The organism is uncultured Roseobacter sp. (genome assembly GCF_947493125.1).
GTDB lineage: Bacteria > Pseudomonadota > Alphaproteobacteria > Rhodobacterales > Rhodobacteraceae > Roseobacter.
This window is the reverse complement of sequence record NZ_CANLQB010000003.1, coordinates 23,241-50,073: the sequence shown is the minus strand read 5'-3', so window position 1 is coordinate 50,073 and position 26,833 is coordinate 23,241. Positions and strand designations below refer to the sequence as shown.

The window sequence follows — 26,833 nt, the reverse complement described above, 5'->3', positions numbered from 1 at the left end:
GTTGAACCGCTTTGGCTCAAACCATCAGCCAAAGCATCACGACCGCCATCCCGACCATCATCAGGTTTTCGGTAAGGCTCACAAACCCAAGCGGAACGTTTGAATTTCCACCAACGCATGCGCATTTAAGCTCACGTTTGTCGATGTAGACGGCCTTGAAGACACTGACAGCCCCAATACCAGCAACGAAAAGTGCCGCGGGAGCTGACACCCAAGTCAGGATCATGCCGGTCATTAGGATGCCCGCGCCTGTTTCTACAAATGGATAGATATATGCGTAGGGTACCCACCTTCGCGCAAGAAGGTCGTAGTTGAGGAACATCGTAGAGAAGCCCTCGATATCGCGCAGTTTCTGCATGCCGAGAAGGATCATTGAGACTGAGATGAACCAGCCGAGTGTCTGCCAAGTGATTGCGCCAAGGAACCCGATTGATAGCGCAATTGCGGTGAGCGCAGCGACAGCAAAGAGGTAGAGGACGGGTCGATAAGTGGTTGCCTCCGGATCCCAGCCGGTCAGCTTTTCGCGCAGGTCCGTGTAGCCGCCAACGCGTTCGCCTTCGATCCATGCTTGGGGCGTCGTCTTGACGTCGTGCTCGGCCTTGAAAGCGTCAACTTCGGAACGGGTTCGGAAAAGCCGGTCATCGACATCATATCCCTGACGTTCAAGAAGCCAGCGCGCCTTTTGACCTGATGGGCAGAGATGATCTGGTAGCGCCATCCGGTAAAGCACAGCTGTCTTGCCCACCGCCACTTCGGCCGGATTTGTATCAATGTTAGCAACGTCGCGGGTGTCTTTGGGCATTGGCTTCTCCGACGATTTATTGGCGTAGGCATTTCTCATTTCTATATACCCCCATAGGGTATATAATCAAGAGTGCGAGCTTTGGTTCCGCACTCACTCGACTTTTTGTCGGCCACCATGCGAAAAGAGACTATGCACGAAAACCGCGAAGCCACTTTGAAACGTCTGAAGCGCCTTGAGGGTCAGGTCCGCGGGATTGCCCGGATGGTGGAAGAAGACCGCTATTGTGTTGATGTCCTGACACAGATCGCGGCTGTACGCGCAGCCTTGAAAGGTGTCGAAAAGCTCGTGATCGATGATCATGCATCCCATTGCATCGAAGATGCGCTTGCATCCGGTGATCGGGAGGACCAGCGGGCGAAGTTCACCGAACTCCTTGAATTGCTCGACAAGGCGCGCGGTTAAGAGGTCAAAGATTGACGGGCGGTGTGGTCACGCTGGTCAGTGTCGCAGTTGCCAACAGGATCAGGGCCACAGCCATTTTTTCCATTGAAATAGACCTCCTCAGGGCATGGACTGCACCGGGCTTCTGAGAACGCAAAGCGGGAACAAGCCTCAGCTTATTCCAAGTTGCAAAGCCGAGGAGGACCGCAACAATCGCGACTTTGACCAGTAGTGCCAAACCATAGGCTGTTCCAAATAACGCAGTGGTAGAGCCTGAAAGCAGCCAAGCGAGCGATGTGCCTGCGAGGATTAGAGCCGCCACTCCGCCAGCGGCGAGATTACCGAAATAGTGCAACAGATCAGCACCGTCAGGAGCAAGTGCCGCCCGCCGCAAAGGTATCAAAGCACCAACCCAGAAAGCAGCGGCCAGAAGATGGAGAACAATCAGGACTGCAAGGGCCGATCTGGGCTCCCCAAGCGCGTGGCCGACCTGCGCGAAAGATGTAGCTATGGCGACGCTCCCCACCAGAGAGATCCAGTGCCCAAATCGCGGCAGCAGGATTGCAAGTATCGCAAGTTCGCCTATCCCGCGCCAAATCGCGGCGGTTCCAAGTGGACTTTCCCAAACGAAGCCGAGCATCATTGGGTCGGTCGCGCCGTCGAAACCCATCCCAGATATTCTTGCTGCGCGAATGCCGAACCGGATGGCCAATACGGCAAGACCGACGAGCGCTGCACAGACAGCAAGCTGCTTGGCAAGGCGCAGGACCGATGCCTCTGCGTGCTTGGCAAAGACGACCGAAAACAGCACGCCCCCCATCGCGAGCAAAGCCGCGCCATAGCCAATCGCTTTGGCCAAGATGGCCAAAACAACAAGACCGTCGATCGGTGCGAGGCCTGTCACTCAGCGACCGTGAAGGAGAAGCTGCCCTGCATCGGGTGGCCGTCCGACGCCATACCGCGCCAGTCGAAGCGATAGCTTCCAGGCGCAAGCTCTTCCAATGGCAAGGCGCGAAACTCCGTAGCGGGGTCCATACCGGTCTCGCGTTCGATTTCGACGTCGCCATCTGGAGAGGTGAGCGTGACTGAAATGATGCGCATCGGATCATCGAACCGCATTGAAAGCTCCGGCACTTCTGTGACTGTCGCACCGTCGGCGGGTGTTGTGGCCTCAGACTTCGAATGGGCAAAGGCAAGAGCGGGAGCAACTACGACTGCCAAGCCTAGAAGAGTTTGTTTGATCATCTGAATTTTCCTCTATTCGGACTGGGCGTTCAGTTCGTCGTGATACTGACGAAGGTCGTCAGGCCAAGTCGACTTGATGAAAGACAGCACCGCAATGATCTCGTCATCGGTGAGTACACCATCATAGACAGGCATGCCGGACGGTGGCGCGTTCTCCATCTGACCGGCAAGCCCATATTTGGTCAGGGTAAAAAGCGTTTCATCATCATGGTGCCACGTATGGCCCGTTGCGTCATGTGGCGGTGCTGGCAGCAGTCCATCTTCTCCACGCATCCGCCAGTTTGGCTGCCCCTCTAGGCGCGCACCATGGCAAGCAGCACATTGGTCGGCGTAGATGCTTTGACCCACGGCGATCACTTCGGTGTCGTCAGGCGTCAAAATACCAACCGTTTGGGAAGGTTGCGCCAGAACAAATGCGGCTGCGAAACCGGCGAGCGTGAGCCCACCGGTTAGCAAAACGGCTTTCCGACTTACCATCAGGTGTCGAACGGCTGCGCCGTGCCAGCGCGGTAGTATAGCGTGCCGGTGCCAGCATTTCCACCAAATGCAATGACATCGTAGCGGGCGGACGGGTCGTCGCCCATGCCAGGAGAACCCATCGGCATGCCCGGAACAGCAAGCCCAGTGATGTCTGGGCGATCCTGCAAGACTGTTTCCAGTGCTTCGAACGGCACATGCCCTTCGAAGACATAACCATCCGCTTCAATGGTGTGACAGGAGGCGAGCTCAAGCGGAATGCCGCGCTCTGACTTTTGCGCCTCGGGATCGGTCAGTTCCTCGACGGTCACGGCGTAGCCGCGAGCGCGAGCCAGGTCAGCCCAGGCGTGACAGCACCCGCAGCCGGGCGAAGCGAGAACGCGCATTGGCGTGCTTGCCCGAGCAGGCAGGGCAGCCATGATAAGAGCTGTTGCGGATAGGGTAGTGAAGTGACGACGAGTGATCATGTTTGTCGGTCCTTTGATTAGAAAGTTGAATGAATGGCGGGCAAGCGCCCGTTGCCGCTCAGACTTTCGGAGGACCGGTTGGGACAGCCAGCGTCAGGTTTGAAAAATCGCAATCAGCATACGTCCCAGCGACGACCGTATTATTTGCAAGATGGGCTGGCGAAATCGCCGATGTGGCCGCGAGATCGCCAAAACAGGGCATTGACCCCATGCCGCTGGTGGCGTCGCAGCAGCCCGTGAGTGCCGTCTCAGCATCAGCCAATGGATCGCTTTTTGACATTTCGGCGTGGTGGTCTGCGTGGCCCGATCCATGGTTCAAGCCATGCGTCACAGACGCGGTGGATGCACTCGCGAATGCAACAACAAGAATGATCGACAGAACCAAACGAACCATAGCCAATACCTACTGGGGGTATAAGGCTTTGACAAGTCACGAGGATGTGTCGCCGCGATCAAGCCTAGTTGCATCCGTTATGGCTGCGCCACATCTCCGGATCATGCCCGACTGGAACAGAGGCACAGGGATCATCTGAATAGCCGCGCAATACCGAGTACCGGCTGATTTGAGCGTCGGTCAGCAATGGCAAGGTCAACAGATGCGCATCGAGATGAACAAAGCGGAGGGTTGCCCGCGCTTGACCTGCTTCTTTCACCAGCCGCTCAAGCGCCAGAGCATCTGGGGCTCCGTGTTGAAAGGCTGTGTCCAACGCATGTTCCGCCGCCACGAAACGCTCCCCGGCCGTTATGGCGTCTGCTTGCATCTGCGCTCGGATCGCCTCGATGTCGTCGCGCTGCCGCTCGCTCAGCCCGATTTGATCCGCTAGTTCGAGGAGGTGCGTTGGCCCTGGAACACCATTGAGTTCGGCTGCTCGCGCAAGTCCCCATCCGCCGCCGCGCGCGATTTCTTCCAAGTCTTGTTCCGAAAGAGACTTAATCAGGCGCGTTTCTTCGCCTGCGTAAACCGAAGGCGTCGATCCATAACTTCCATCATGGGTCTGAGACAACGCGACAGCGGGCAAAGCCATCATAAGAAGTGCGACGTTTGCTATACGCATTGTTGAAGTCCTTGTTCGATCCAGCGTTGGGACCAGGGTATTGCATGACGCGGGTGAAACTGAACATGATAGAAATCATGTCGGAATATTGGGCTCACTGTTTTGATGGCGCGCCAGAACGCTCGCTGCATGAAGGCGAAACGCTGTTTCGTCGAGATGATAGCGTCGATTGGGCGTTTCTCGTCAGAGAAGGACGGATTTCTCTTCGGCGTGCGCTGCAAGACGGCGGGCTCTTGACCCTGCACACGGCCGAGGCAACAGAACTAGTTGCCGAAGCATCCCTCTTTGCGGATCGCTATCATTGCGATGCTGTCACCGAAATGCCGACAAAGGTCTCTCTGATTTCAAAGACCGAGTTGAAGGCGAGCCTTGAGAACTCTGCCACATCAAAGCGACTTTCGGTCAAAGCCTTTGAACGCACCGCGAGAGAACTGCAGAACCTCCGGACCCGCATTGAGATCATGCGTTTGCGGAAGGTGGTAGATCGCCTTGATGCCTATCTCGAGCTTTACGGTCCGCCGGAATTAGGCGGGTGGGTGCGTGTCGCTGATTGGATCGGAGTGTCGCCTCCAGCGCTCTATCGAGCGCTAGCGGAACGGCGGACGAACAAACCTGATCTCTTTTGATTGACTGGCAGGAAGCTGGAAATTTCTAGTGTCCGCTTTCGGGAAGCCGCACCGCAGCATCAGTTGCCAAGACGAGTGTCTGGTTTGGGCCGTCCTGAACCATTCATGCGCGCTCTGCTATTAGATTCTGCGCCGCATCCGAGGTCCGGAGTGAGCCCAAGACTGACCGATGCTGCACTTTAGACGAGTGCCGGCTTACAACGACGCGGAAAAAACGTGTCAGGTTCAAACTGGGTTCTTTGGCAGAAAGTTAGTGACCCCCAAGAGCCTTGAACGTCTGTAACGCAACACAGCTTGGGCTAAGTGTTGATCGCCGAGAATTTGTGTGTCTTGATCGGGCGATGTTGAAGTTCGACCAGGAAACAACGCGGCTTTTGGACATCGTCTATCAAGGCGCGGATATCACGCGGAGACGCCAAGCTTCGTTCGATGCGCTTTGCCCCAAGGCCAATGAAACAATTGTCGATATTGGCTGTGGAAATGGTTTGCTGACATTGGAGTTAGCCCGAGCCGTTGGATCGGGTGGCAAGGCAATTGGCATTGATCCCAGCGAAGATATGCTTGTCCCGGCGAAGGAGCGTTGCAAGGGATTTGATTGGGTTGAAATCCTGATCGGTACGGCCAATGATTTGCCGATAACCACCGGCACTGTGGACAAAGCCGTCTCAGTGCAAGTTTTTGAATACCTTGACGATGTTCCCGGAGCAATTGCCGAGGCATATCGCGTGCTCAAACCCGGCGGCAAACTTGTCATCGGAGACATTCATCTCGATAGTCTCGTGTGGTTCAGCGACGACAGGGATCGTATGAATCGCATGATCGCTTCTTGGGATCGTCACTTCACGCAGCGCGATCTCCCTGCAGTATTGCCTTCCATCATGCGAGACGAAGGCTTTGTCGTTGAAGGCGTCACGCCGATGACAACATGCGATCATACGCTGAAGCCAGACGGGCTTGCGACAATGATGATGCAATTGATGGTCCGATACGCGGCCGACAACAACCATGTTCCGGAGAGCGAAGCCTCGGCATGGTTGGAAGAGCAAAAGGCATTGGCTACCGAGGGCAGGTTTTTCTATGCGCTGACTCATTTCGTCGTAAGTGCCCGGAAGGCGTAGCTATCTGGATAGCAGCAAATCTCCGGCGGTTTGCCATTGGCTGAATTGAATTTTTGCCACGTTCTCCCAGAGCGGACATCCGATTCGCGGCAGAGCCCGGTCGCTTTGTCCCGCGTCTCCGATCTCAACAAGCGCGTCGATCTCGCGTTGCAGCGAATGGCCGCTAAGCGGGCTGCGACCGCAGCATCCTTTGCCGGTGTCGCGTGACCGCTATGGGCCGACCACAGACAGATCCGAGGACGCCGCCGGGTCTCCCGGTCGATCTGTTGCCAGGTGGCCCTCCTCTGCATCTCTGACCTTGATTTCGGGTCACATATCGCAGAGCCTTCATCGATGACAACACCCCAGGGATACCAGCAGTTTTGCCCGATCGCGTTGACTTCGGAGATCTTGTGCAACCGCTGGACAACCCTGATCTTGCGGGCCTTCTTCTGTGGGGCGACGAGGTTTTCGGACATCCAGAAGAGTGCACCGAACATGTCGTCGGCAACCTTGTCGAGCCGCCTCAGGCAGCTTGAACAGGCCGGCATCATAAAGCGGCGCCCCGGACAGACGTCCGGGGCTTCGGAGTACGGGCTGACGGAGTCCGGGCGCGCCCTCTTTCCCATTCTTGATGAGATGGGGACCTGGGCGCAGCAATGGCTGCGCCGCGAGATCGTCGCGGACGAGAACCTCGACCCGGACGTTCTCTTTTGGGAGCTGCGGCAGCTGACGCTGCTTCGTGGAGACAGGCGGAAGACCCGGCGGGTCGCGTCGTTCCTGCTCGACGGCGTGCCGCAGAAGAAACGCACCTACTGGATTGTCTTCGAACCCGAAGATATCGAGGTCTGCGTTAAGGACCCCGGCCATGAGGTCGATATCGCGATCACCGCTCATATCCGGACATTGGTCGAGATCTGGCTCGGCCATGTCAGCCTCGGAGCCGCGCTCGAAAGGGGCGCGATCACGCTCGATGGCTCTGCTTCAGAAATCAAAGCGTTCTCGACATGGTTCATGCTCAGCCATTTCTCCAAGGTTGGGCTGAACAAACACCCCAGAAAATAGACGCCATCCCGACCTGCACCCGCAGGGCCCGCCGGGTTGGGGCCCGAAGTCTGACTTCAGCTATTGAAGTGGATGCGGGGCGGGTGGCCGCCATAGGCTGATCCTGCGCAATCACCGGAGGGCCGATACGATGCAGGAATTCATGAAATACGCGCTGGCGGCTGGCATGCTGGCGGCAACACCGGCGGCTGCCGAAATCCAGACCGTCGAGGTCAGGACCCACCCCTCGCAAGGGGATGTCGAGGTGGTGGAAGGTGGCGGCTCGACCCTGATCCGGGGCCCCGACGGCATCCATGTCAGCCTCAGCACCAGCGGTCTTATTGCCGGCCACGTCTATACCTACTGGATGGTCGTGTTCAATGAACCCGGCCAGTGCGAGGCCGAGATGTGTTCGGGCAAGGACGCGTTGGTGCGGACCGACATCGTGGAATCCGATGCGGGTTATGTCGGTGGCGCGGTCGTGGGGGCGGACGGGACGTTGAGCATGACCGCCTACCAGCCGGTCGGACAACTGAACAACGCGTTCTTCGACCGCGGTATTCTGGAGACCGATGACCTGGAGGTTCACCTGATCCTGCAGGATCACGGGCCGGTCATTGCCGGGCGCGAGCTCGAGATGCTGAGCACCTATCGTGGCGGCTGCAGCGACGACAGCATCCCGCCGCCCTTTCCCGTGACCGCGCGGGCACAGGGAGAACCCGGACCTAATGCGTGCCGCATGGTGCAGGTTGCGCTGTTTGCACCGTCATGAGCAGGATTGGTCTGGTGGACATGAACGGATCGAACACTCCCAACCGCCTAGCAACCGCGCTGAGCGACCTTGTCCCGGTCTTCGCCGGCCGCGTCACAGACCTGGATGCATCCGACGCGTTCGCGGGCCAGAACGTTCAGGACCTGAAGGATCGCAAGGTCCTTTCTGCCATGGTCCCCGCCGCCTTCGGGGGCGGCGGGGCGGACTTCTCCGAGATGACCGCATTCCTTCGGTCGCTGGCGCAGGCGTGTCCTTCGACGGCGCTCTGCCTCTCGATGCATCAGCATGTGGTCGCGACGAATATCGTCAATGCGCGCCTCGGCCGCCCGGGTGAGGCGCTGTTGCGAAAGGTGGCCGCGAACGAGGCGCTGATAACGACTACGGTTGCCAAGGACTGGATCGCCTCGAGCGGCACGGCGCGGCCGGTCGAGGGCGGATTTCGGGTCGATGCCCACAAGACCTTCGTCTCCGGCGCGCCGGCCGGCGACGTCCTGGTGACGTCGGCCCGCACCGAAGGCGAGGCGGGCATACCCGAGGTGCTGCACTTCGCGATTTCCTATGACGCCGATGGTCTGCAGGTCTGCGGCGAATGGCGGGCGCACGGAATGCGCGGGACCGGGACCGTCGATGTCAAACTCGACGGTGTCTTGGTGCCCGAAAGCGCGATCACGCTCCGGCGGCCGGCCGAGGGGCTGCACCCGCTTTTCCACGTCATTCTGACCGTCGCGCCAACATTGATCATGTCCTGCTACATGGGCATTGCCGACCGTGCGCGAGACCTGGCGATAGACGCCGTATGCCGGGAGAGGCCGGACAGCCTGCGCCATGCCCGGATCGGCGAGTTGGAGGCCGCCCACACCACCGCGAAACTCGCGCATCAGGACATGGTTGCCCTGGTCCAGGAGCTGCAATTCGACCCCTCGCCCGAACGCGCGACCGACGTCCTGGTGCGAAAATCCATCCTGTCCGAAAACGTGATGGCGACGTGCGGACTGTGCGCGGCAATCGTGGGCGCCGCCGGCTATCTCAGATCGTCGGAGATCGAGCGCCTGCTTCGCGACGCGCGCGCAGCGGCCATGCACCCCATGCCCACGGACCAGCTCTATGTCCATGCGGGCGAAATGCTCTGCAGGACGCCGTAGGCGTACTGGCAGCGTCGGAGAACGTCATGATGACACGCGATTACCTGTCGACCAACAAGGCGATCTGGAATGCCGACGCCGTCAACTGGGTGACCATCGCCGAGCGGCTCTGGCGCCTCGAGACACCGGAATGGGGCACCTGGGGGAACGCGGAAGAGGATCTGAGCATGCTTCCGGCGGACATGACAGATATGGATGCCATCGAACTCGGCTGTGGCACCGGATATGTCTCGGGGTGGATGGCGCGAAGGGGCGCGCGGGTGACGGCGATCGATATCTCGGCCGAACAGCTGACCACGGCCCTCGGTCTTGCGGCGGAGCACGGCGCGGATATTGCGTTCATCGAGGGCAACGCCGAGGCGACCGGTCTTCCGGATGCCGCGTTCGACTTCGCGATCTCGGAATATGGCGCATCGATCTGGTGCCCACCGGACAAGTGGCTGCGGGAAGCCTGGCGATTGCTGCGTCCGGGCGGGCAGCTTGTGTTCCTGGGCAACCATCCGCTCTCGCTGATCTGCTCACCCCTCGACGGATCGCCCGCCGTCCGCACGCTGCACCGCCCCTACCGGGGCATGTGGGGCGCGGATTGGACGGAGGTCGAGTTCGAACCGACCGGCGTGTGCTTCAACCTGACGATCTCGTCCTGGATGGACTTGTTTGCCGAGATCGGCTTTGACGTCGCAAGATACCAGGAACTCTACGCCCCCCAGCTGGCTTCGGGAACGCGCGCCGCGATCCCCGCCGACTGGGCCAGGAGCTACCCGGTCGAGCAGGTATGGCACTTGAGGCGGATTGGATGACCGCATTCTCCCAAGGTCAACGATCAAGCCATCGAAATGCTTGAGATCAAAAGAATGGCAGGAATGGGAAAGCTGCAATGCGGCGCTCAATAGCATTGCAGATGGCAGCAAAGGGCCGTGTTGTGACCTTCACACATCATTCGGGTGCCGAGAATTGCACTAGTGAAGCTTGGAGCTCCCTAAGATTGGTTTGCCACTGTGCTGCGGCATCTTGTGCATCAAGCCTCACTTAAACACAGATACGTTCGCAGTGTTTTGGCTACAAATCAGTCTTCCAAGTATTTTGGTAAGCATCCGGCAAATCAAGCAGGTTGGGATAAGCGTGTTGCTGCGCTGTCAACCTGCGTCCCATTCACCCAGACATGCGACAGTGATCCCGCGTTGGCGGTCAATACGAGCTTTTCGAATATGTCCTGATGACTGTCGCGCGCATCAACACGAAATCCCGAAAGCGGGTCACCCGGCCTTAAATGGCTTGTCCCGCACGGCCGTGGCTAAACTGCTAGAAAGCCTGGATTGCCCAGTTGCTATCTCGGTTGCCAAGTCACCCAAGTTCTTCCGGAGATCCGATGTTGCCAAGACCGAGCTCACACATGAGTTGGGTGAGCCAAACTAGTTCGGAAAGCCCCCATTTGTAACATCATGGCCCGTTGAAGCTTCGTTCGACGGGCTCTTTGTTTGCAACGCGTTGGACAAAGTGGGTGAAAAAGAAGGACACTTTGATTTCAACGATGCATTTTGGCATGATACATTTCAATGACTTACGGCGTCACCTAAGGACAAAGTCACCGTGTCTCATCAGTCGTGAAGATGAGGTGCACTCGCGCCTGAGAGCGCCAGCTTGTTCAAATGACTGAGCATCGTCCGGCCGCTGCCCCAAAATGCCCTTGGAAATCGGGCCCGATTAGGCCGGGGCGGTGAGGGGTGTGCTGAACTGTGCGGCTGTGACGCAGCACCCTTTGATCGCACTCACCTTTCTAAGCGCTCAAAGACCGGTGTGGGCGCGGCTGCGCGACATAAGTGCCCAACCCCGGTGACGAATTCACATCCAGTCGTCGTAAACCAGGCTCTCATAGACGCCCGCCAATGCGCCCGAGAAGCCAGCGTTGTAATCTGTTGCGACCTCATTCAACACATAGTTGCTGCGGACGTCCTCATAGGAACCATTCAAGGTGGGACCACCGACCACCGCGCCATGAAGAGTGTAAGCGTTTGGTGCGGGATCTCCCACATGGGTTGTACCCGATGCGCCACGATGATGAGGATTGAGCGGGAAAGTCTCGCCGAACCCGACCACGAAACTTTGCTCATCAGGGTTGTCGCCCATCATGAAATCCAGCTGATCACCGGCAAAGTCCAGCAAATCCTCTATCCGATCAGCATTGCTCGCAGGATCAGCGTAGGCGAGGTGCTTCGCGTGAACCGTGGCCAGAAGCGATGTATTGGCGGCATAGCGGTTCGCCCCCCATTCATCGACCCAGGCCAGCCCATCGTTGGTGTCGGTTCCAGGTGTGGTCGCAATCTCCGTCATCCAATAGTCCAGATGCCGGTCGAGATCATCAACGTAGCGCTCGTCTCCGGTCTGCTGTGCGAGCAGAAGCGCGGTTCCGTTGCTCATGTTCTCCCAGCCGAAGGCGAAGGCCGTATTCGGCTCCACGTAATAGTCCTCGGATTTCTGCAAATACGCGTCATCGTCCGTCGCCTGGTACAGCCAGTTTGCGGCCCATGACAACTCATCAGCATACCCGCTCCAGGAGTTGTAGAACTGCGCAGCATCCGTGACGGTGTCAGTGTAGTTTCCCAGATATCTCTCAGAGAAAGAGAACAGCTGCTGGGCCTTCTCAAGCAATTCATCTGCATAGGCCGTGTCGCCTTGCGCACGGAAGAACATGGATGCTGACGCCAGGGCTGCCGCGGTCTGCGCCGTGACCTCGGTCCCCGGATTCTCGGCATCAACGGAATAGACCGGGCGCTCCATCAGCATGTCTTCTGGAGCACCCCAAAAGGCGTGATCTGCGTTGCCATCGCCAACCTGAGCATGGAACACGTCGTCGGAGAGGTCTGCCGTGCCCTTATCGTCATAGGCATTCAGAAAGTAGTCGTTCAATTGGCGCAGATGTTCGCTCAGCGCCGCGTAGGCGCCGGTGTCCTTGTACCCGTCTTCAAAGGCGAGCCCGCCCCAGGCGAGGGTTGTCGCGGTGCCCGCCATGGGCAAGCCGAACTTCACATGATCACCCGCATCGAACATGCCGCCGGACAGATCACGTCCCACCTCGGCACCATCATCGAGTGTCGCATCCCATCGCCATGAAATCGGGTGATCATCCGGCAGATCGCCTGCGTAATTGGCATAGTAGAACAACATCGATTTATTCAGCACGACCTCGTAATCAGCTGCGCCAAAAGGCGCCCCGTCCGCGCCGCCAACCGGGAGCGTGGTGCCGGTCTCATCTGGCTGTGTCGAATTCCAGTTTTCGGGATCCGCGTCCTCTGGCACTGTGATCACGCTGCCATCATCCACATTCGCCTTAAAACCGAGACTTCCCAGCTCTGAAGGCGATGCGCCGACTGCCGAGAAGCCGAAGGTGACGGACTGACCTGGTGCGATATTGGTCGTCCACCCCTTGGCCTCAAGATAGGCCATATTGCCGTGGGTTCTCAGATCTCCGCCCCAGGCATCACGGATTGCAAACCCCGTGGTGTCAAAGTTCAAAAACCAGTCTGCTATGGTCTGGCCGGTCATATTGGTGAGCGTGATCTCACCCAGGAACCCTCCCTCCCAGCGATCAGCGACCTCAAAACCCAGTGTCGGAGTCTCTCGGCTCACGGCCGCTGTGCGTTGGTCTTGGCTCTGTGTGTGTGGTTTGAGGCTAGGCGTCGTACTCGTGCGGTGCTGTGTCATACAAATCCCTTTGTAGGCTGCGCCATCAACTATGCCGTGTATGTCTGGAGCAACGGTCCTTCGCGACCCCTAAAGCGGCTCGACGGGTCGGTGCGCAAAAACCTGCTGCCCGGCAGATCGCTTTGGTCATCGTGGGGCGTGGGCGAAGGCCGCAGCGGATGTGAGGCCGCCGGTGCCAGCAGCCATAGCAGGAACAAGCTTTCCACATGTGTTCGGCCTGGCGCTCGTTGAGGTCTCAGGCTTCGGAAACTCTATTGCGAAGCGACGAGCGCTTCCTTCAAGACAGCCTGATCGCCAATGTGATTGGCCAGAACCAGAATGAGCCGGGCGTTAAAGGCCTCGCTTTCGGCATCGGACTTGCCCTCGTGCGCGGCAATGAGATCGGCATAGAAATCGTCAGGCGAGGCCATGTTTGGATGTGTAATAAGCTTGGCCATCTCTCAGTCCCTTCCGCAGGCTTTCAGCGTCGCCGCGTGTACGGCGGTCTCATCGAAAGTCGACCAGCGCCCCGCCACATGTTGATCGGGCCGGATCAGGTAGACAGCACTTTTCGCCGCTCCGAGGTAGCGCTCGGACAAGGCGCCAAAGGATTCGTCCGACGTCGCAACTGCAACTGTGCGTACCGGGATGTCGCCGACCTGGATTGATGTCGGAACCTCAGTGTTCAGCGCCAGGACGGCGAAATCGTCGCCCAGCTGCTGCAAAAGAAAGCCGTCGCCCAGCGGTGCATCTTTGCAGCTGCTTCCAACCCGGGTCTGCTCTGGTCCGTCTGGCAGGTCGTCCGGCCCATTGAGCGGCGAGGCGTCGTAGACACACGGCACGGACAGTCGACCGGAGTTCACCATCGGGCGCGCAAACGCGTGCTGCTCGGCCAGTTTCAGAACGGCGTTTCTGAAAGTGTGGCTCACCTTTGACTTGGGCGTGATGAACTCCGTGGCTCGTGTGGAATTCAGGATGTTTTCATCCGCCGCAAAGATGCGCTCGTCATCATATGTGTCGAGAAGCTGTTCCGGCGCTATACCCCTAACGACCAGGCCGAGTTTCCAGCCCAGATTGTCCACGTCCTGGATGCCGGAATTGGCCCCACGCGCACCGAAGGGCGATACCTGATGCGCGCTGTCACCGGCAAAGAGAACGCGCCCATGACGGAACTTCTCCATCCGACGACACTGGAACGTGTAGATCGACGACCAGACGATTTCGTACTCGACGTCACCCCCCAGCATCGCGTCGAGTCGGCGGCGAATATTCTCTTCCTTCAATTCTTCTGCGCGGTCGACGTCCCATCCAATCTGGAAATCAACGCGCCAGATGTCATCCGGCTGCTTGTGAAGCAAAGTCGAAGCACCGGATTTGAAGTACGGTTCAAACCAGAACCAACGCTCTGTCGGGAAGTCATCGGATGTCATCTTGATGTCCGCAATCAGGAAGCTGTCTTCGAACACGCGCCCCTCAAAGCCAAGCCCCAGCATGCCGCGCAAGGGTGAGCTTGCCCCATCACATCCGACGACCCACTCCGCCTCCAACGTATAGGGACCTTCAGGCGTGGCGACCTCAAGCACCACGTGGTCATCGAAGCTGGCCACGTGGTCGACGCGGTTCTTGCCCCTGATCTCGATCGGTGCACCCTTCCTTTGCTCCTCGCAGATCTGCTCGAAGATGAATTTTTCAAAGAAGGGCTGCTGCAGGTTGATGAAGGCCGGGTTTGCATGCCCCTCCTCGGGCTGCAAATTGAATTCGAACACCTGTCGGTCGTCCTGGAACACCCGGCCGACATTCCAGACGACCCCCTTGTCCAGCATCGCTGTGCCACATCCCCATCGGTCGGCAATATCCAAGGTGCGCTTGGCGAAACAAATCGCACGGCTGCCCATTCCGACACCCTCGTGATCATCCAGCAAAACGACCGGCACGCCCTGACGCCCCAGGTCGAGCGCGGTGGCCAAGCCAATTGGACCACCGCCAACCACCACGACCGGGTGGCGCACAACGGTATCAGCGTCCTGATCAGCGCTTCTCTTGTAAGGATAGAGTTTGAATGCGAGCGAATATCTGTCTTCGAACATGGGTCGCCTGTTGAACGGAGCCTGCGCCGTTGGTGGCTCAGCCTTGCAGTTGTTCCCACATCTCCAGATCACGCTTGTCTGTCCAGATGCGGGGTGTGTCGATGCCGCGGGCCTCGTCGTAGGCGCGGCTGACGTTGAAGGGCAGACAATGCTCGTAAATCGCATAGTCCTTGAATTTCGGGTCGCAGGCTGCGCGCACAGCGTTCCATGCCTCCTTGAGCGATCCGCCGCGCGCCGCCACCCGGGCCGCAGGCGCATAGGTGCTGTTCACGAAGTCCCGGGTGCTTTCAATGGCCCGGTCCACAGCGTCCTTCCCGATCAGCGCTCCCCCCCGTCCCGGGGCAATCGCATCGACATCATAGGCCTTGATCTTGTCGAGCGTGCTGCCCCAGTCGGCAAAATGCCCGTCGCCGCAATAGCAGGCGGAATGGTCCTCCACGATATCGCCGGTAAACATCACGTTCTGATCGGGCACATGGATGATCGCGTCGCCTGCGGTATGGGCCCGGCCAATGTGGCGGATGTCAACGCGGCGACGGCCCATATAAACCGTCATACTGTTGCTGAAGGTTGTCGTGGGGTAAGTCAGGCCCGGGATGCTCTCATGACCTTCGAACAGGCGGGGGAAGCGTTGAAATTCACTGTCCCAATCCTCCTGACCGCGCTCCACGACCATGGCGCGTGCGGTATCGGACATAATGATCTGATCGGCATTGAACGCAGAGGCGCCGAGCACGCGCACCGCGTGATAATGCGTCAGAACCACATGGCTGATCGGCTTGTCGGTCACTTCGCGGACCTTTTCGATCACCTTGCCGGCAAGGCGCGGCGTCGCCTGCGCCTCGACGATCATCACGCTATCATCGCCAATGATCACTCCTGAGTTGGGATCACCCTCCGCCGTGAACGCCCAAAGACCGTCACCGATCTCGTCGAAGGTGATGGTCTTTTCGGTGAGGTCCCCTTGGGACGCGAATGCCTTGGCCATGGTCGTTCCTTTGCTATGCGTCGCGCGCGTACGGATCGTCGAGGGCGGGCAGTAGGGTGCCGGTACAATCGCCGAAGCCAATGGTATAGCCATCTCCCCGGGCACTTCCCTTCAATGTGAGCGTGTCGCCATCTTCGATAAAGCTGCGGGTCTCGCCGGTGTCCAGAGTGATGGGCTCCTTGCCGCCCCAACTCATCTCAAGCAGCGAGCCGCGGTTTTGCTTCTCCGGCCCGGAGATTGTGCCGGAGCCGAGAAGATCACCAGTCCGCATCGCGCAACCCGAGGTCGTGTGATGTGCAAGCTGCTGGGCGGCGGAGTAATACATCTCGTTGTAGTTCGTACGGGCAATCGTGCTGGCCTCTCTGCCTTTGGGCGCAAGGGTGACCTCCAGGTCAATATCAAAGAGCATCGGCCCATCGTCCTTCAGGTGATCCAACAATTCGACCTCCCGCGCAGGCGTATGACAGCGGAATGGTTTCAAGGCCTCAGCCGTGACAATCCATGGGCTGATCGAGGTCGCGGTCGCCTTGGCCTGAAACGGCCCCAAGGGTTGATACTCCCAGGCCTGAATATCGCGCGCGGACCAATCGTTCAGGAGGACGTAGCCGAAGATATTGGCATCGGCCTCGCGCACCGTGATCGGCCCGTCGCTCGGAGTTCCCACGATGGCGCCCATCTCCAGTTCGATGTCAAAGCGGGCCGATGGCCCAAAGCGCGGCGCATCGTCGTTGGGTCCTTTCAGCTGCCCCCAGGGTCGGCGCACATTCGTGCCCGACACCAGCACCGATGAAGCGCGGCCATTATATCCGATGGGAATATGCAGCCAGTTCGGCGGCAGCGCGTTCTCCGCACCACGAAACATCGTGCCGACGTTCAAGGCATGATGCCGTCCCGCGTAGAAATCTGTAAATTCGCTGACGGCGATAGGCAGGTGAAGATCGGTGCCCTTCTGGGTGATCAGGTGCGGCTCCACGCGATCACGATCAACGCTGTCTGCGGCCAGGAGGGCCGTCAGCCTTGTCCGCAAATCTGTCCATGCCGGACGGCCCATCGCCATAAAGGCATTCCATGACTGAATGAACGGCGTGCCAAATGTCAGGATGCCCGCGGCCTCAAGCGCGGCCAGATCGAGGACCTGGTCACCAATGGCGACGCCGCAGCGGCGGTCGGACCCACTCACCGAAAACACTCCATAAGGGAGGTTGTTGAGCGGGAACGGCGTCTCGGCGCTATTGGCGGTTGCCACCCAGGATCGGCGCAATGTGGTCATGTTTGTCTTTCGCTGTTCGGGATCGGCACGGACGCAGCTGATCTCTATTTCTTGCCCGGCGTCCCGTCGAACTTTCGTTCAATATCGTCCCAGCAGTCGATGTAATCGTCCTGCAGCGGGGCTTCCCTTGCGGCAAATTCCGTCAGGTGCTGCGGGAAGCGGGTTTCGAACATGAACGACATCGTGTTGTCGAGCTTGTCCGGGCCAAGATTTGCATTCGACGCCTTCTCAAAGGCCTCCTTGTCCGGCCCATGCGGCAACATCATGTTGTGCAGGCTCATCCCGCCGGGAACGAAGCCCTGCGGCTTGGCGTCATACTGGCCATAGATGTTGCCCATCAGCTCGGACATGACGTTCTTGTGATACCAAGGCGGGCGGAAGGTGTCCTCCGCCACCATCCAGCGCTCGCGGAACAGCACAAAATCAATGTTTGCCGTTCCTTCAACGCCACTTGGCGCAGTCAGAACAGTGAAGATCGACGGATCGGGGTGATCAAAGAGGATCGCACCGACCGGGCAATAGGTGCGCAGATCATATTTGCAGGGCGCGTAGTTGCCATGCCAGGCAACAACGTCCAGCGGGCTATGCCCGATCTTCGTCTCATGGAACTGGCCGCACCATTTGATCGTCACGGTGGAGGGCACCTCGCGGTCCTCATAGGCCGCCACAGGCGTCTTGAAATCGCGCCGGTTGGCCATGCAGTTTGCGCCAATCGGACCCCGACCGGGAAGATCGAACTTTTGCCCGTAGTTTTCACAGACAAAGCCGCGCGCCGGGCCTTCCAGCACCTCAACGCGGTAGAGCAGTCCGCGCGGTAGGATTGCGATTTCCTTTGGCTCAAGGTCAATCACCCCCAACTCGGTACAAAACCGCAGGTGGCCTTCCTGCGGAACCACGAGCAGCTCTGAGTCGGCGGAATAGAAGTAGCTATCCACCATGCTGTCGGTCACCAGATAGATATGACTGGCCATACCCACTTGGGTGTTCACATCGCCCGCCGTGGTCATGGTGCGCATGCCCGTCAGCCAGGTCAGCCCGTCGTCCGCATGCGGCACCGGGTCCCAGCGATACTGTCCCAGTGAGGTCACATCCTGCGGGATGTGCGGGGCGGATTTCCAGTACGGCAGATCGATGCGCTCATACCGGTGTGAATGCTTCACCGAAGGCCGGATGCGATAGCACCAGGTCCGCTCGTTCTGATGGCTGGGCGCGGTGAAAGCCGTGCCTGACAATTGCTCCCCGTAGAGCCCGTAGTTGACCTTCTGCGGCGAGTTCATCCCCTGAGGCAAGGCTCCCGGCAAGGCCTCGGTCTCGAAGTCGTTCCCAAACCCAGGCATGTAGCCTTGGGTCGTTCCTGCCCCGTCTGGAGCGATCGTCATGTCCGTCGGCAAGGCGTGCTCGTTCATCCCGCTCTCCTGATCTGAAGACTGATTCTGAGCTTACCTTCATATTCGTTGCAAATGCAACGACAGTGGGTGCGTACCAGCACTGCAGAGGGACGCCAGTGACGAAACCAGAACTCCCGGAGCTTGATCAGCGACTGGACCGACAGTCCGACCGGGAGTGAATGCGCCTCTCAACGGATCCGCATGTCTATAACGAGCCGGAGTCAGCGCTCGGACCGCTCTATCCGAAAAGAGGTGATAACGAGGAAACGTATTGCCAAATTCGTGACCGGGTTGGCGGACGGAATGCTGTCACAACCCTCGGCCCTCCTTCCGTTTTGACCAAAGCTGGTGCGAGAAACGTCCCCGCTAACCACCCTCGCGGACATAGACAAGTGACATGGAGTCTCTCAAGGTGATCGGCCCGCCCGTGTAATCCGGGCCAATTGAAGGAGTGCGCAAGGCCACGCGCCAACCACCACCGTCGATCCCCGGCAGCGGCAAATCCAGGGGATCCGTCTCTTCGAGAGGCTTCCCCTCCATGTGCGAGATCGTTAAAACCTGCTCGCCACTCGGGCCATGCCGCAGCGAGGTAAATACGGTCCGGCCATTGATCGGGTGCAAGTAGTCGAACTGATCTTTTGGTCCATAGTTCTGCCTGAGCCAAGGCCGGGCGCTGCGGAAGTCTCGGACCTCGAGACAGAATGCGGCCTGCTCGGCATCAAGCGATGACAACGAGTTCGAAACATTGCAGTAGTCGTGCATGTCATCCATCCACGCCCGCGCGATCTGCTTGAGTGTCTCGACGGAGAAGTCCGGGCCTGCCAGGGCCGGCTCTGACGCATTCAAAAGCCGCGCGATCTCTTCAAGGTCATATTCGGTGACCTCCACCAAGGCCGGCAGGAACTCCAGGAAGCGCGCCAGCTCTTCACGCGTTTCATAGCCAAGCGCCTTCAGGCGCCGAAAACTCCCCGGCATCGAGTAGCTGTACTCGTCCACCTGCCATTTGAGGCTGATCGCTTCTTCGGCCACGACCTTGACCCCATAGCGATCATCCTGATTGCGGATAAATCCCCAGGATGCCCGCGCCATGGCGTTCAGGAAGTCCATCGGCACCCCCGGCATCGTCACATAGGTCAGCACATGAACAGCCGGGTTGTCATATGCCTTGTCGAGGATCTCCATCCGCGTCCGCCCAAGCCGCGTATTGATGTTGAGTTTAGGGCTCACTTGCGTTCCCCGGCGCAAGGTGTCGTGGTTCGACGTACCCGAGATCCAGTTTTCACCAACCGTGACCATCTCGCGGATGCGCCAATACTTCGAGAGCCAGAATGTGTAGAGAAAGGGCGTGTTGTGCGCAAACGTCAGCGGGCCCCACTGGAACACGTCGTCATCGCGCTGGCTTTCGATGACTGACCGATAGGAGGAGGACAGTTCCCAGTCCTCTTCCGGCCATGGTCGGCCATCCTCGAAAATGAACCAAGGTCGGTAGTCCGTTCCCGCGACCTCCTGGACGATATCGGCCATTGACTGAAGATACTCATCGTCATGGCGGAGCTCCTGTGCAGCGGCATCCCACCACTTGAAGTCCTGCGCACCATCGACACGCACCCCATCTGCGCCGAAATTCACCTTGCGACGCTGCATTTCCAGAAGGATCGCCCGCACCGCCGTATTCTGATAATCGAGGTTCTGGCCATACATGTTGGGTCCGGCGAAGTAGTGACCGTTCAAGGCGTTCAAGCCCTGGTTGTCGGAGTGACCGAACACAACATCGAAGATCAGCGCTTTCGGTTTGGACGGGAAGGTGTGGAGTGTCGCAGCAAGTTCCACCAGTTCATCGGGCCGGCCCGTTTCGAGCAGGACGGGGTTCACCGTGGCCATGCCCGAGATGACGACGTCATAGCCCCAGTTTGTTGTGTCCGGGCGCAAAAGCGACACTGACACGCTGTCGCTGGTCGGATCACTTTCTTGCCAGAAGTCCGGGCCAGCCTCATAGACAGTGGTCGGTTCAACCGGGAGAAGCTGGACCGCATCATAGCCGAGAAACAACTGGTCGGCTGGTTCCATCGGCAAACCGCGTGCGACCCGTTCGGCCAGGCGCTGATAGTGCCGGGTCAGGCTTGCAAGCGTGCCACCTGCCGTGGCGGTCGGGACGTGGATTTGCAGAATGTTTTCCGGAGGGCCAAACTTGTGCGGCTCCGCGCCTTTGAGCGCCTCGAAGTACGCCCTGTCCTCCCGGTGCGCGTGCATGGCCTCCAAGTCGTAGAGCTCTGCGGGCGCCATGGCCCCGAATGGCAGCGATGCGGCAAGCGGATCGAGGATGCGATGCCATTTGTCTTCGGCGTCGCGCCAGGTCAGCGCATAGAAATCGCCGACGACCTCTGCGCTGCCCGGTCGCAAGCCTTCGACAGCCGTGAAACAATAGGCGTCCTCACGGAGCACAGGCACGTAGCCAAGCTCGAAATTCACCTCCTGGTGAGACCGCGTCAGGTCGATGGGATCGACGGCGCGAAGCACCTCCAGGAAGATGTCGCTTGTCGGGACACGTGAATCGAGCAATTCAGGTGTCCAGAACCCAAAGACGGCCATGCCATCGACCAGCCGGCCTCCAAGTCGGCGCGCAATGTCGCGCTCGGCTTCGAACGTGCTCTCGGCGGTGGTCAGCGCCTTGTGTGTCGCCGCCACCTCCGCATGGGCTGCCTGTTCGATGAAGCTTATCGTATCCTTGAGTGGCATTTTCGGGTCCTCAGACATCGTGTGGGTCGCTCAATCACTTGCGCCGGAATCAGCAGGCTGGCCTAACGATGCCTGATACACAAGGAAGATGGCCGAGAGTGGCGGGAGATAAATCTCTGCGCTGGCAGGTTGATCATGTTCGGGGGCCGGCCTCGCCTCAATTGCCCCCATATTGCCCCGTCCCTGTCCACCGTAGATGCGCGCGTCTGTGTTCAAAGCTTCAGTCCACACGCCCGACATCGGCAGCCCGATCCTATATTCTCCAAGTTTCACCGGCGTGAAGTTGCAGACCACGACGACATTCGGCACGTCTCCGGTTCCGCGCCTGATCCAGGCATAGACCGAGTTCGCCGCATCATCGGCCTCAATCCACTGAAAACCGTCCTGCTGCGCGTCCTTCTCGTGGAGTGCAGGCGCGCTCCTGTAGAGCGTATTCAGATCGCGGACTAACCGTTGCAAGCCTGCGTGCCGCGCATCATCCAGCGCGGACCAGTCCACTTCGCTCGCGTAGTTCCACTCGCCGATCTGCCCGAATTCCTGCCCCATGAAGAGCAGCTTCTTGCCTGGATGCCCCCACATGAACGCGTAATATGTCCGCAGGTTGGCGAAGCGCTGCTCGGTCCCGCCTGGCATCTTGCCGAGCATCGAACCCTTGCCATGCACGACCTCATCGTGGCTGATCGGGAGCACGAAATTCTCGGAGAACGCGTAGGTCAGGCCAAACGTCATCTTGTGATGGTGGTGCTTGCGATGCACCGGGTCTGTTTTCATGTAGTTGAGCGTGTCGTTCATCCACCCCATGTTCCACTTGAACCCAAAACCGAGCCCCCCCTCTGACACAGGCCGAGACACGCCCGGATATGCCGTGCTCTCCTCCGCGATGGTCAGAATACCAGGCTGATCGCCATAGGTGGTTGTGTTCATGTCTCGCAGCATAGCGATCGCTTCGTAGTTTTCGCGCCCCCCATCTTTGTTGGGCACCCACTCACCCTCCTTGCGGGAGTAGTCGCGGTAGAGCATCGACGCCACGGCATCTACACGAAGGCCGTCAATGTGGTACTCATCCAACCAGTAGCGCGCGTTCGCGACCAGGTAGTTTTTCACCTCGCTCCGGCCATAGTTGTAAATCAGCGTGTTCCAGTCCTGGTGAAAGCCTTCACGGGGGTCGGCATGTTCATAGAGCGCCGTGCCATCGAACTGGCCAAGCCCGTGGCCATCTGTCGGAAAATGCCCTGGCACCCAATCCAGGATCACGCCAAGACCTCTGGCATGCGCGGCATCGACGAGATTACGAAACTCATGTGGGGGGCCGTGACGGATCGTGGGTGCGAAAAGACCGACGGGTTGATACCCCCAGGAGCCGTCAAAGGGGTACTCGCTGATGGGCATCAACTCGATGTGGGTAAAGCCCATATCAACGGCGTAATCGACCAGTTCCTCCGCGGCTTCGCGGTAGGAGATCGGTCGTCCATCGTCTTTGCGGCGCCAGGAGCCGAGATGCACTTCGTAGATTGAAATCGGGGCTGAACGGTCGTTCCTTTCCCCTCTGTTCGCCATCCACTCGCTGTCGCTCCAGCCATAGCCACGAATGTCCCGCACGACCGAGGCATTTTTTGGCGGATGTTCGGAGCCGAAACCCACGGGATCGGATTTCAACGGTTGCAGCACACCGTCTGCACCAAGCACCTCGTACTTGTAGGCCTCTCCGTCACCGATATCAGGAAGAAAGATTTCCCAAATGCCCGAAGCGCCACGGCGCCCCATCGGATGGCGACGCCCGTCCCAGTTGTTGAACCCGCCCACAACGGAGACGCGCCGCGCATTTGGCGCCCAGACCGCAAAATGGGTGCCGACGACGCCCTCATGCTCCATGACATGCGCGCCGAGAACCTCCCAAAGCCGTCCATGGGTGCCTTCGCTGATCAGATGTTCGTCAATCTGACCAATGACGGGGCCAAACCTGTAGGCATCCTCAAATGTCCAGACCCGACCGCCAGCCATGGTGGCACGCAGGCGATAGCCCGGACCCTTTTCTATAACGCCCTCGAACACGCCTGGAGCACCTGTCACTGGTCGGAGTTCCGTCGCGTCGGTCTCCTCTTGAACTGCGGCGATCGCTGCTGCATCGGGCAGGAACACAGTCACCATGTTCTGGCCATCCTCAGACCGGTGTGGGCCAAGAACGCCAAAAGGGTCGTCATGAGTGCCCGTGATCAGGCGGTTAAGTATCTCGGTTCTAGGTTTCAAGCGGCGACCGTTCGTTTGTCTGATGACTTCTCATGCTAGTGTCGCTCGACTGCAGATCAACCGGAGCAGACGCAGACACCTTGAGAATGAGGTCTGCCCGCGTCCTGTTGCACGCCTAATGGCCGCGACGCCCACTAGGATCGTCTTGACGACCAGCGGGTGCCCTCATGTGTGTCTCAGGCGAAAGATCTGCTCAGAAAAATGCTCTCATGCTTACCGGCGGATCCACGTTTCAAAGTGACGAAAAACTAAAGACAGCCCCCAGAGGTGATCTCGTCTTGGTGTCAGCATTTTCCAGCCCGCGGATGCCTGCTTAAACCAGACACGAGACTGCCAGTCGGCGATCTCAATCAGTAAGAGATCGGACGAGGCGATTTGATTGATCGAGACGTTCCGCGATCGTCCTCAGGAAATACCTGTTCAGCGCATCGGCCAAAGCGGGGTTCAACAGCGTCATCCGCTTCAAATCCTGCTGACTCAGGCGCCAAACTGTAGCAGCCGTTTCGGCGGTTGCCGACGCGGTGCGCTCCCGCTCAAGAAAGACGGACATTTCCCCGACGATGGTTCCTGGTCCAAGTGTTCGCAGATGAACGGGAAGGGTTGCAGGGCTGTCGAGGTGCACCTTGATGAGACCTTTTTCAATGAAGTAAATGTCTGTCCCCGCATCCTGTTGGCGGATCAGCATCTCCTGCGGTCTGAGCGCGATCCTTTTCAAATACGGCTTCATGGTCGCAAAGGCATCTGCATCCTTCAGGCAGGCGGCCAGCTGTTCTGCAATATGTGGTGTTGCTTCCGGGCGTCGGCCAGAGGTGCCGTCCAGCAACAGGCGATCTTCACACCATGCGACGGCCGCATCTGCCTCGTCGAAATAGAGTATTGCCGGGTCGGCTTCCGCTTTCAGCAGTAGCTTGTTGAGGCGTTTGGACATGACGGGTTTGAGAGCAACGATGACCAATCGACCGTCCTGTTTCTGAACGATGTCGCAGATTTTGCTCAGCCCTTGAATGGCGGATGAGTCAAACCCGGTCACATCCCGGCAATCCAGCACGAGAAAGCGGCCCCCCGCCGTTCCGCATATCTCAAAGCAGTCCCGGGCCTGCTGATACAACTGATGTACGCTGCCGAAAAAGATGAAGCCCTGCAGTCTTAGGATACAGATCTGATCTCCATGTCTCCGCAGATAGGCGCGATCATCCGGGGCGTGTTCGGTGCGGCTGGTATAAGTTTTTCCGTTGACTGCATATTTCACCACATCAACGCGAGCGTATTCCGCGGTAAAAAGCGCCGCCGCTGCGAAAACACCCGCGGCGATCCCTTCCAGCAAACCGACGGTGACCATGAGGAGAACGATCAGCACCACAACCACATATTCGCGACGCGATACGCTGGCGAAGACCCCGATCAACCACTGATAAAGAAGGCCACCACCAATCCAGAGGAGCAGGCCACCAAAGAGCGGGACCGGAACGACGCTCAGCAATGACCCGCCGAAAACCAGGATCGCGGTACACACCCCCGCGACCAGCAGGCCGGTGATGCGGTAAGCTGCGCCCAAGTGATGTGCCAGGATCGTGAGCCCCAATCCCTGGAATCCCGCGGCGCCGCCTCCGGAACCTGCCACCATGTTTGCAAGACCCGCGGCCCGGAGCTCTCGGTCGAGGTCGATATCCCGGCGCAGGGAAAGCTCAATGCCGCTCGCAGCGAAGAGCAATGCCGCGGCGCTTATCGCCAGGAGCGCAGATATCTTTGGCAGTTCTGACCAGATCGTCGTCCAGTCGGCCAGAGCCAAGGGGTTGCCATGAAACGGCAGATCTATCGCCCCGTCATGCGGTGGCGCGAAGAGCCAGCCGTCACGCTGCAGATCCGCGGCCGAGAGATCAAACAACCAGACACCGGTGTGAAACAGGGCGAGAAACAGTGCTATGGCTATCGGTAAGACAAACGGGCTTCCGCTCCGGCGCGCCGCAACATCCACGACAGCTGCGAAGGCTACCGCAGGCACCCATTTGGCCATGGCATCGGCGTCAACCAGCGCAGGCAGGGTCTTCGCAGTGACTGGATCGCCCAAGATCACCGCCAGCGCACCTGCCACGATCAACCAGCCCATTCCGGCTAGGAACCCTGCGACCACCGGATAGGGTATAAACCGGATCAGCCGGCCGAGCCGGAAACTCCCCATCGCAAAGAGTGCCGCGCCGGTCAATGCGGTAGCCAGCCCGATCATCACGATGATCGTCGCCAGGGTCTCCGCTTCGCTGTGGGTGCCGAACATGCCCCCGTGGATCGAAGCTGCGATCACCGCCAGTGTGACCACGGTTACCTCCTGTGTCACCGACAGCATCCCCGGGCAGGAGCTGGATAGCGCGATCACGACATTCAGCACGATGGTTCCGAACAGGCAGATTCCGATGGCCAGGGTGATATGAGTGCTCAGCACTGTTGAGAACAGCAACGCGGCCGCAGAGATGGCAAACATCGCAGTCAGCAGGCCGCAAATCAGCCCGGCGGAGAGGATGGCGGGCAAGTCGCGGAGCCCCGGAATGTGGCCTCCTGGAATAGCCTTTCCGGCCGCCGCGGACCCTGTGTGAGCTGTGGCGCTGCCGTCGGTCCGTGGCGCGAAAGCCTCCGCGTGAGCATGGTCATCCATGGGCTGCGATGCGATATCGAGGAGGCAATCCTTCAGGGTTCATTGTATCCAGCCCGCCGCAGCCGCTATGCGCCGTGACCGCGACACTCCGAGACTGTCGAAACTAGCAAGCGCGACAACCCGATAGGCTGGCAGAGGACCAAGGGAGGCGGCAGATTGCGTAAAGCGGGCATACCTGTCTCCTGCGTCAAACGACCGGCCACCTTGGATGCTCGAGGACCAGGCCTCGAAAACTTGGTCGGTCGCCGCAGACGCAGAGCTAGACAAAGATATGACAGTGACGAAGAACCAAGGTCGCGCGCAAGGGATCTGAAATTCGCCCCCGACCCGGCGCTCAATGCCTCTCTTAAGCTCGGGGGGCGCATTGAAGTTGCCAAGCAGGCCGTCCACAAACACGCTCGAGAGCAGAATTGTAACAGCGGCCCCGGCCTTAGACGCAGTCCAGAAAACAAAGTCCGACGTGTCTTCGCAGCCGTCAACGAACCCGGCATAGCTTCCATCAATGAAGTCGACGTCGCAGAAGGTTTCACTTACGGAGATGTTCGAGGGACGGAGCAGGTCGCCACCGGCGACATTCAATGTGACGGTGGCTGCGAAACCTGATGTTGCGGTGACTGCGGCCAGAGTTACAGCGAGAGCGATGCCTTTGATGGTCATATCTATGTCTCCCTATAAATA

Annotated in this window: 24 protein-coding genes; 7 read left to right on the top strand and 17 right to left on the bottom strand. The window is 59.0% G+C overall.

The features are described 5' to 3' along the window. Nucleotides 1-16: 16 nt before the first annotated feature. Nucleotides 17-802, bottom strand: a complete 786-nt coding sequence (locus tag Q1A71_RS06605) for a MauE/DoxX family redox-associated membrane protein (protein WP_299410710.1) — start codon at nt 800-802, stop codon at nt 17-19. A gap of 132 nt (nt 803-934) precedes the next feature. Between Q1A71_RS06605 and Q1A71_RS06600 the strand changes: the two genes are divergently transcribed. Continuing rightward, nucleotides 935-1,207 (top strand): metal-sensitive transcriptional regulator, encoded by a 273-nt coding sequence (locus tag Q1A71_RS06600; protein WP_220750648.1) that lies wholly within the window; start codon nt 935-937, stop codon nt 1,205-1,207. A gap of 4 nt (nt 1,208-1,211) precedes the next feature. Here Q1A71_RS06600 and Q1A71_RS06595 read toward each other — a convergent pair whose 3' ends face one another. From Q1A71_RS06595 to Q1A71_RS06570, 6 genes are all read right to left on the bottom strand, one after another. Continuing rightward, nucleotides 1,212-2,090 (bottom strand): CopD family protein, encoded by an 879-nt coding sequence (locus Q1A71_RS06595; RefSeq protein WP_299673290.1) that lies wholly within the window; start codon nt 2,088-2,090, stop codon nt 1,212-1,214. Next, nucleotides 2,087-2,431, bottom strand: a complete 345-nt coding sequence (locus Q1A71_RS06590; protein ID WP_299673288.1) for a copper resistance CopC family protein — start codon at nt 2,429-2,431, stop codon at nt 2,087-2,089. The genes Q1A71_RS06595 and Q1A71_RS06590 overlap by 4 nt, the downstream gene beginning before the upstream one ends. A gap of 12 nt (nt 2,432-2,443) precedes the next feature. Continuing rightward, nucleotides 2,444-2,887 (bottom strand): cytochrome c, encoded by a 444-nt coding sequence (locus Q1A71_RS06585; RefSeq protein ID WP_299673286.1) that lies wholly within the window; start codon nt 2,885-2,887, stop codon nt 2,444-2,446. A gap of 20 nt (nt 2,888-2,907) precedes the next feature. Further along, the gene (locus Q1A71_RS06580) at nt 2,908-3,375 is read right to left on the bottom strand and encodes a DUF411 domain-containing protein (protein WP_299673284.1); all 468 of its coding nucleotides are present in this window, start codon (nt 3,373-3,375) and stop codon (nt 2,908-2,910) included. Nucleotides 3,376-3,433: 58 nt separating this feature from the next. Then, on the bottom strand, nt 3,434-3,769 hold the full coding sequence (locus tag Q1A71_RS06575; RefSeq protein WP_299673282.1) for a hypothetical protein: 336 nt from the start codon (nt 3,767-3,769) through the stop codon (nt 3,434-3,436). A gap of 64 nt (nt 3,770-3,833) precedes the next feature. After that, nucleotides 3,834-4,400 (bottom strand): hypothetical protein, encoded by a 567-nt coding sequence (locus Q1A71_RS06570; RefSeq protein ID WP_299673280.1) that lies wholly within the window; start codon nt 4,398-4,400, stop codon nt 3,834-3,836. Between the two features lie 74 nt (nt 4,401-4,474). Here Q1A71_RS06570 and Q1A71_RS06565 point away from each other — a divergent pair, with 74 nt between their 5' ends. The 6 genes from Q1A71_RS06565 (at nt 4,475) to Q1A71_RS06540 (ending at nt 9,911) form a co-directional block, all read left to right on the top strand. Beyond that, nucleotides 4,475-5,056 (top strand): Crp/Fnr family transcriptional regulator, encoded by a 582-nt coding sequence (locus tag Q1A71_RS06565; RefSeq protein WP_299673278.1) that lies wholly within the window; start codon nt 4,475-4,477, stop codon nt 5,054-5,056. 341 nt (nt 5,057-5,397) lie between these two features. Next, nucleotides 5,398-6,174 carry a methyltransferase domain-containing protein gene (locus Q1A71_RS06560; RefSeq protein ID WP_299673276.1) on the top strand — a complete coding sequence of 259 codons (777 nt, stop codon included), beginning with the start codon at nt 5,398-5,400 and terminating at the stop codon, nt 6,172-6,174. 333 nt (nt 6,175-6,507) lie between these two features. Then, nucleotides 6,508-7,218, top strand: a complete 711-nt coding sequence (locus Q1A71_RS06555) for a helix-turn-helix domain-containing protein (protein WP_299673274.1) — start codon at nt 6,508-6,510, stop codon at nt 7,216-7,218. A 130-nt stretch (nt 7,219-7,348) separates the two neighbouring features. Next, complete coding sequence (locus tag Q1A71_RS06550; RefSeq protein ID WP_299673272.1) at nt 7,349-7,969, top strand: hypothetical protein; 621 nt, start codon at nt 7,349-7,351, stop codon at nt 7,967-7,969. 20 nt (nt 7,970-7,989) lie between these two features. Next, on the top strand, nt 7,990-9,111 hold the full coding sequence (locus Q1A71_RS06545; protein ID WP_299674288.1) for an acyl-CoA dehydrogenase family protein: 1,122 nt from the start codon (nt 7,990-7,992) through the stop codon (nt 9,109-9,111). Nucleotides 9,112-9,137: 26 nt separating this feature from the next. Next, nucleotides 9,138-9,911: a methyltransferase domain-containing protein gene (locus Q1A71_RS06540; protein WP_299673270.1), complete on the top strand. Its 774-nt coding sequence runs from the start codon at nt 9,138-9,140 to the stop codon at nt 9,909-9,911. Nucleotides 9,912-10,953: 1,042 nt separating this feature from the next. Here the strand turns inward: Q1A71_RS06540 and Q1A71_RS06535 are convergent. From Q1A71_RS06535 to Q1A71_RS06490, 10 genes are all read right to left on the bottom strand, one after another. Beyond that, on the bottom strand, nt 10,954-12,738 hold the full coding sequence (locus tag Q1A71_RS06535) for a glycoside hydrolase family 9 protein (protein WP_299673268.1): 1,785 nt from the start codon (nt 12,736-12,738) through the stop codon (nt 10,954-10,956). A gap of 326 nt (nt 12,739-13,064) precedes the next feature. Further along, nucleotides 13,065-13,250 (bottom strand): DUF2783 domain-containing protein, encoded by a 186-nt coding sequence (locus Q1A71_RS06530; RefSeq protein WP_299673266.1) that lies wholly within the window; start codon nt 13,248-13,250, stop codon nt 13,065-13,067. Between the two features lie 3 nt (nt 13,251-13,253). Further along, nucleotides 13,254-14,879 (bottom strand): FAD-dependent oxidoreductase, encoded by a 1,626-nt coding sequence (locus Q1A71_RS06525; RefSeq protein ID WP_299673264.1) that lies wholly within the window; start codon nt 14,877-14,879, stop codon nt 13,254-13,256. Nucleotides 14,880-14,916: 37 nt separating this feature from the next. Beyond that, nucleotides 14,917-15,867 (bottom strand): MBL fold metallo-hydrolase, encoded by a 951-nt coding sequence (locus Q1A71_RS06520; protein ID WP_299673262.1) that lies wholly within the window; start codon nt 15,865-15,867, stop codon nt 14,917-14,919. 13 nt (nt 15,868-15,880) lie between these two features. After that, on the bottom strand, nt 15,881-17,137 hold the full coding sequence (gene fahA / locus Q1A71_RS06515; protein ID WP_299673260.1) for a fumarylacetoacetase: 1,257 nt from the start codon (nt 17,135-17,137) through the stop codon (nt 15,881-15,883). A gap of 44 nt (nt 17,138-17,181) precedes the next feature. Beyond that, entirely contained in the window at nt 17,182-18,543 is a 1,362-nt protein-coding gene (gene hmgA / locus Q1A71_RS06510; RefSeq protein WP_299673258.1) for a homogentisate 1,2-dioxygenase, read from the bottom strand. 348 nt (nt 18,544-18,891) lie between these two features. Further along, the gene (gene gghA / locus Q1A71_RS06505) at nt 18,892-21,261 is read right to left on the bottom strand and encodes a glucosylglycerol hydrolase (protein WP_299673256.1); all 2,370 of its coding nucleotides are present in this window, start codon (nt 21,259-21,261) and stop codon (nt 18,892-18,894) included. A 30-nt stretch (nt 21,262-21,291) separates the two neighbouring features. Beyond that, nucleotides 21,292-23,508, bottom strand: a complete 2,217-nt coding sequence (gene glgB / locus Q1A71_RS06500) for a 1,4-alpha-glucan branching protein GlgB (RefSeq protein WP_299673254.1) — start codon at nt 23,506-23,508, stop codon at nt 21,292-21,294. Nucleotides 23,509-23,854: 346 nt separating this feature from the next. After that, the gene (locus Q1A71_RS06495) at nt 23,855-26,032 is read right to left on the bottom strand and encodes a SulP family inorganic anion transporter (RefSeq protein ID WP_299673252.1); all 2,178 of its coding nucleotides are present in this window, start codon (nt 26,030-26,032) and stop codon (nt 23,855-23,857) included. Nucleotides 26,033-26,194: 162 nt separating this feature from the next. Next, nucleotides 26,195-26,812, bottom strand: coding sequence for a hypothetical protein (locus tag Q1A71_RS06490; protein WP_299673250.1), 618 nt, complete (start codon nt 26,810-26,812; stop codon nt 26,195-26,197). Nucleotides 26,813-26,833: the final 21 nt, after the last annotated feature.

What these genes read in the sequence shown, in the direction of transcription:
- hmgA (WP_299673258.1), bottom strand. Translation starts at nt 18,543, where the DNA reads ATGAACGAGCACGCCTTGCCGACGGACATGACGATCGCTCCAGACGGG.
- fahA (WP_299673260.1), bottom strand. Translation starts at nt 17,137, where the DNA reads ATGACCACATTGCGCCGATCCTGGGTGGCAACCGCCAATAGCGCCGAG.
- gghA (WP_299673256.1), bottom strand. Translation starts at nt 21,261, where the DNA reads ATGCCACTCAAGGATACGATAAGCTTCATCGAACAGGCAGCCCATGCG.
- Q1A71_RS06560 (WP_299673276.1), top strand. Translation starts at nt 5,398, where the DNA reads ATGTTGAAGTTCGACCAGGAAACAACGCGGCTTTTGGACATCGTCTAT.
- Q1A71_RS06490 (WP_299673250.1), bottom strand. Translation starts at nt 26,812, where the DNA reads ATGACCATCAAAGGCATCGCTCTCGCTGTAACTCTGGCCGCAGTCACC.
- Q1A71_RS06600 (WP_220750648.1), top strand. Translation starts at nt 935, where the DNA reads ATGCACGAAAACCGCGAAGCCACTTTGAAACGTCTGAAGCGCCTTGAG.
- Q1A71_RS06540 (WP_299673270.1), top strand. Translation starts at nt 9,138, where the DNA reads ATGATGACACGCGATTACCTGTCGACCAACAAGGCGATCTGGAATGCC.
- Q1A71_RS06590 (WP_299673288.1), bottom strand. Translation starts at nt 2,431, where the DNA reads ATGATCAAACAAACTCTTCTAGGCTTGGCAGTCGTAGTTGCTCCCGCT.
- Q1A71_RS06550 (WP_299673272.1), top strand. Translation starts at nt 7,349, where the DNA reads ATGCAGGAATTCATGAAATACGCGCTGGCGGCTGGCATGCTGGCGGCA.
- Q1A71_RS06575 (WP_299673282.1), bottom strand. Translation starts at nt 3,769, where the DNA reads ATGGTTCGTTTGGTTCTGTCGATCATTCTTGTTGTTGCATTCGCGAGT.
- Q1A71_RS06580 (WP_299673284.1), bottom strand. Translation starts at nt 3,375, where the DNA reads ATGATCACTCGTCGTCACTTCACTACCCTATCCGCAACAGCTCTTATC.
- Q1A71_RS06525 (WP_299673264.1), bottom strand. Translation starts at nt 14,879, where the DNA reads ATGTTCGAAGACAGATATTCGCTCGCATTCAAACTCTATCCTTACAAG.
- Q1A71_RS06565 (WP_299673278.1), top strand. Translation starts at nt 4,475, where the DNA reads ATGACGCGGGTGAAACTGAACATGATAGAAATCATGTCGGAATATTGG.
- Q1A71_RS06555 (WP_299673274.1), top strand. Translation starts at nt 6,508, where the DNA reads ATGACAACACCCCAGGGATACCAGCAGTTTTGCCCGATCGCGTTGACT.
- Q1A71_RS06545 (WP_299674288.1), top strand. Translation starts at nt 7,990, where the DNA reads ATGAACGGATCGAACACTCCCAACCGCCTAGCAACCGCGCTGAGCGAC.
- Q1A71_RS06530 (WP_299673266.1), bottom strand. Translation starts at nt 13,250, where the DNA reads ATGGCCAAGCTTATTACACATCCAAACATGGCCTCGCCTGACGATTTC.
- Q1A71_RS06570 (WP_299673280.1), bottom strand. Translation starts at nt 4,400, where the DNA reads ATGGCTTTGCCCGCTGTCGCGTTGTCTCAGACCCATGATGGAAGTTAT.
- Q1A71_RS06605 (WP_299410710.1), bottom strand. Translation starts at nt 802, where the DNA reads ATGCCCAAAGACACCCGCGACGTTGCTAACATTGATACAAATCCGGCC.
- Q1A71_RS06520 (WP_299673262.1), bottom strand. Translation starts at nt 15,867, where the DNA reads ATGGCCAAGGCATTCGCGTCCCAAGGGGACCTCACCGAAAAGACCATC.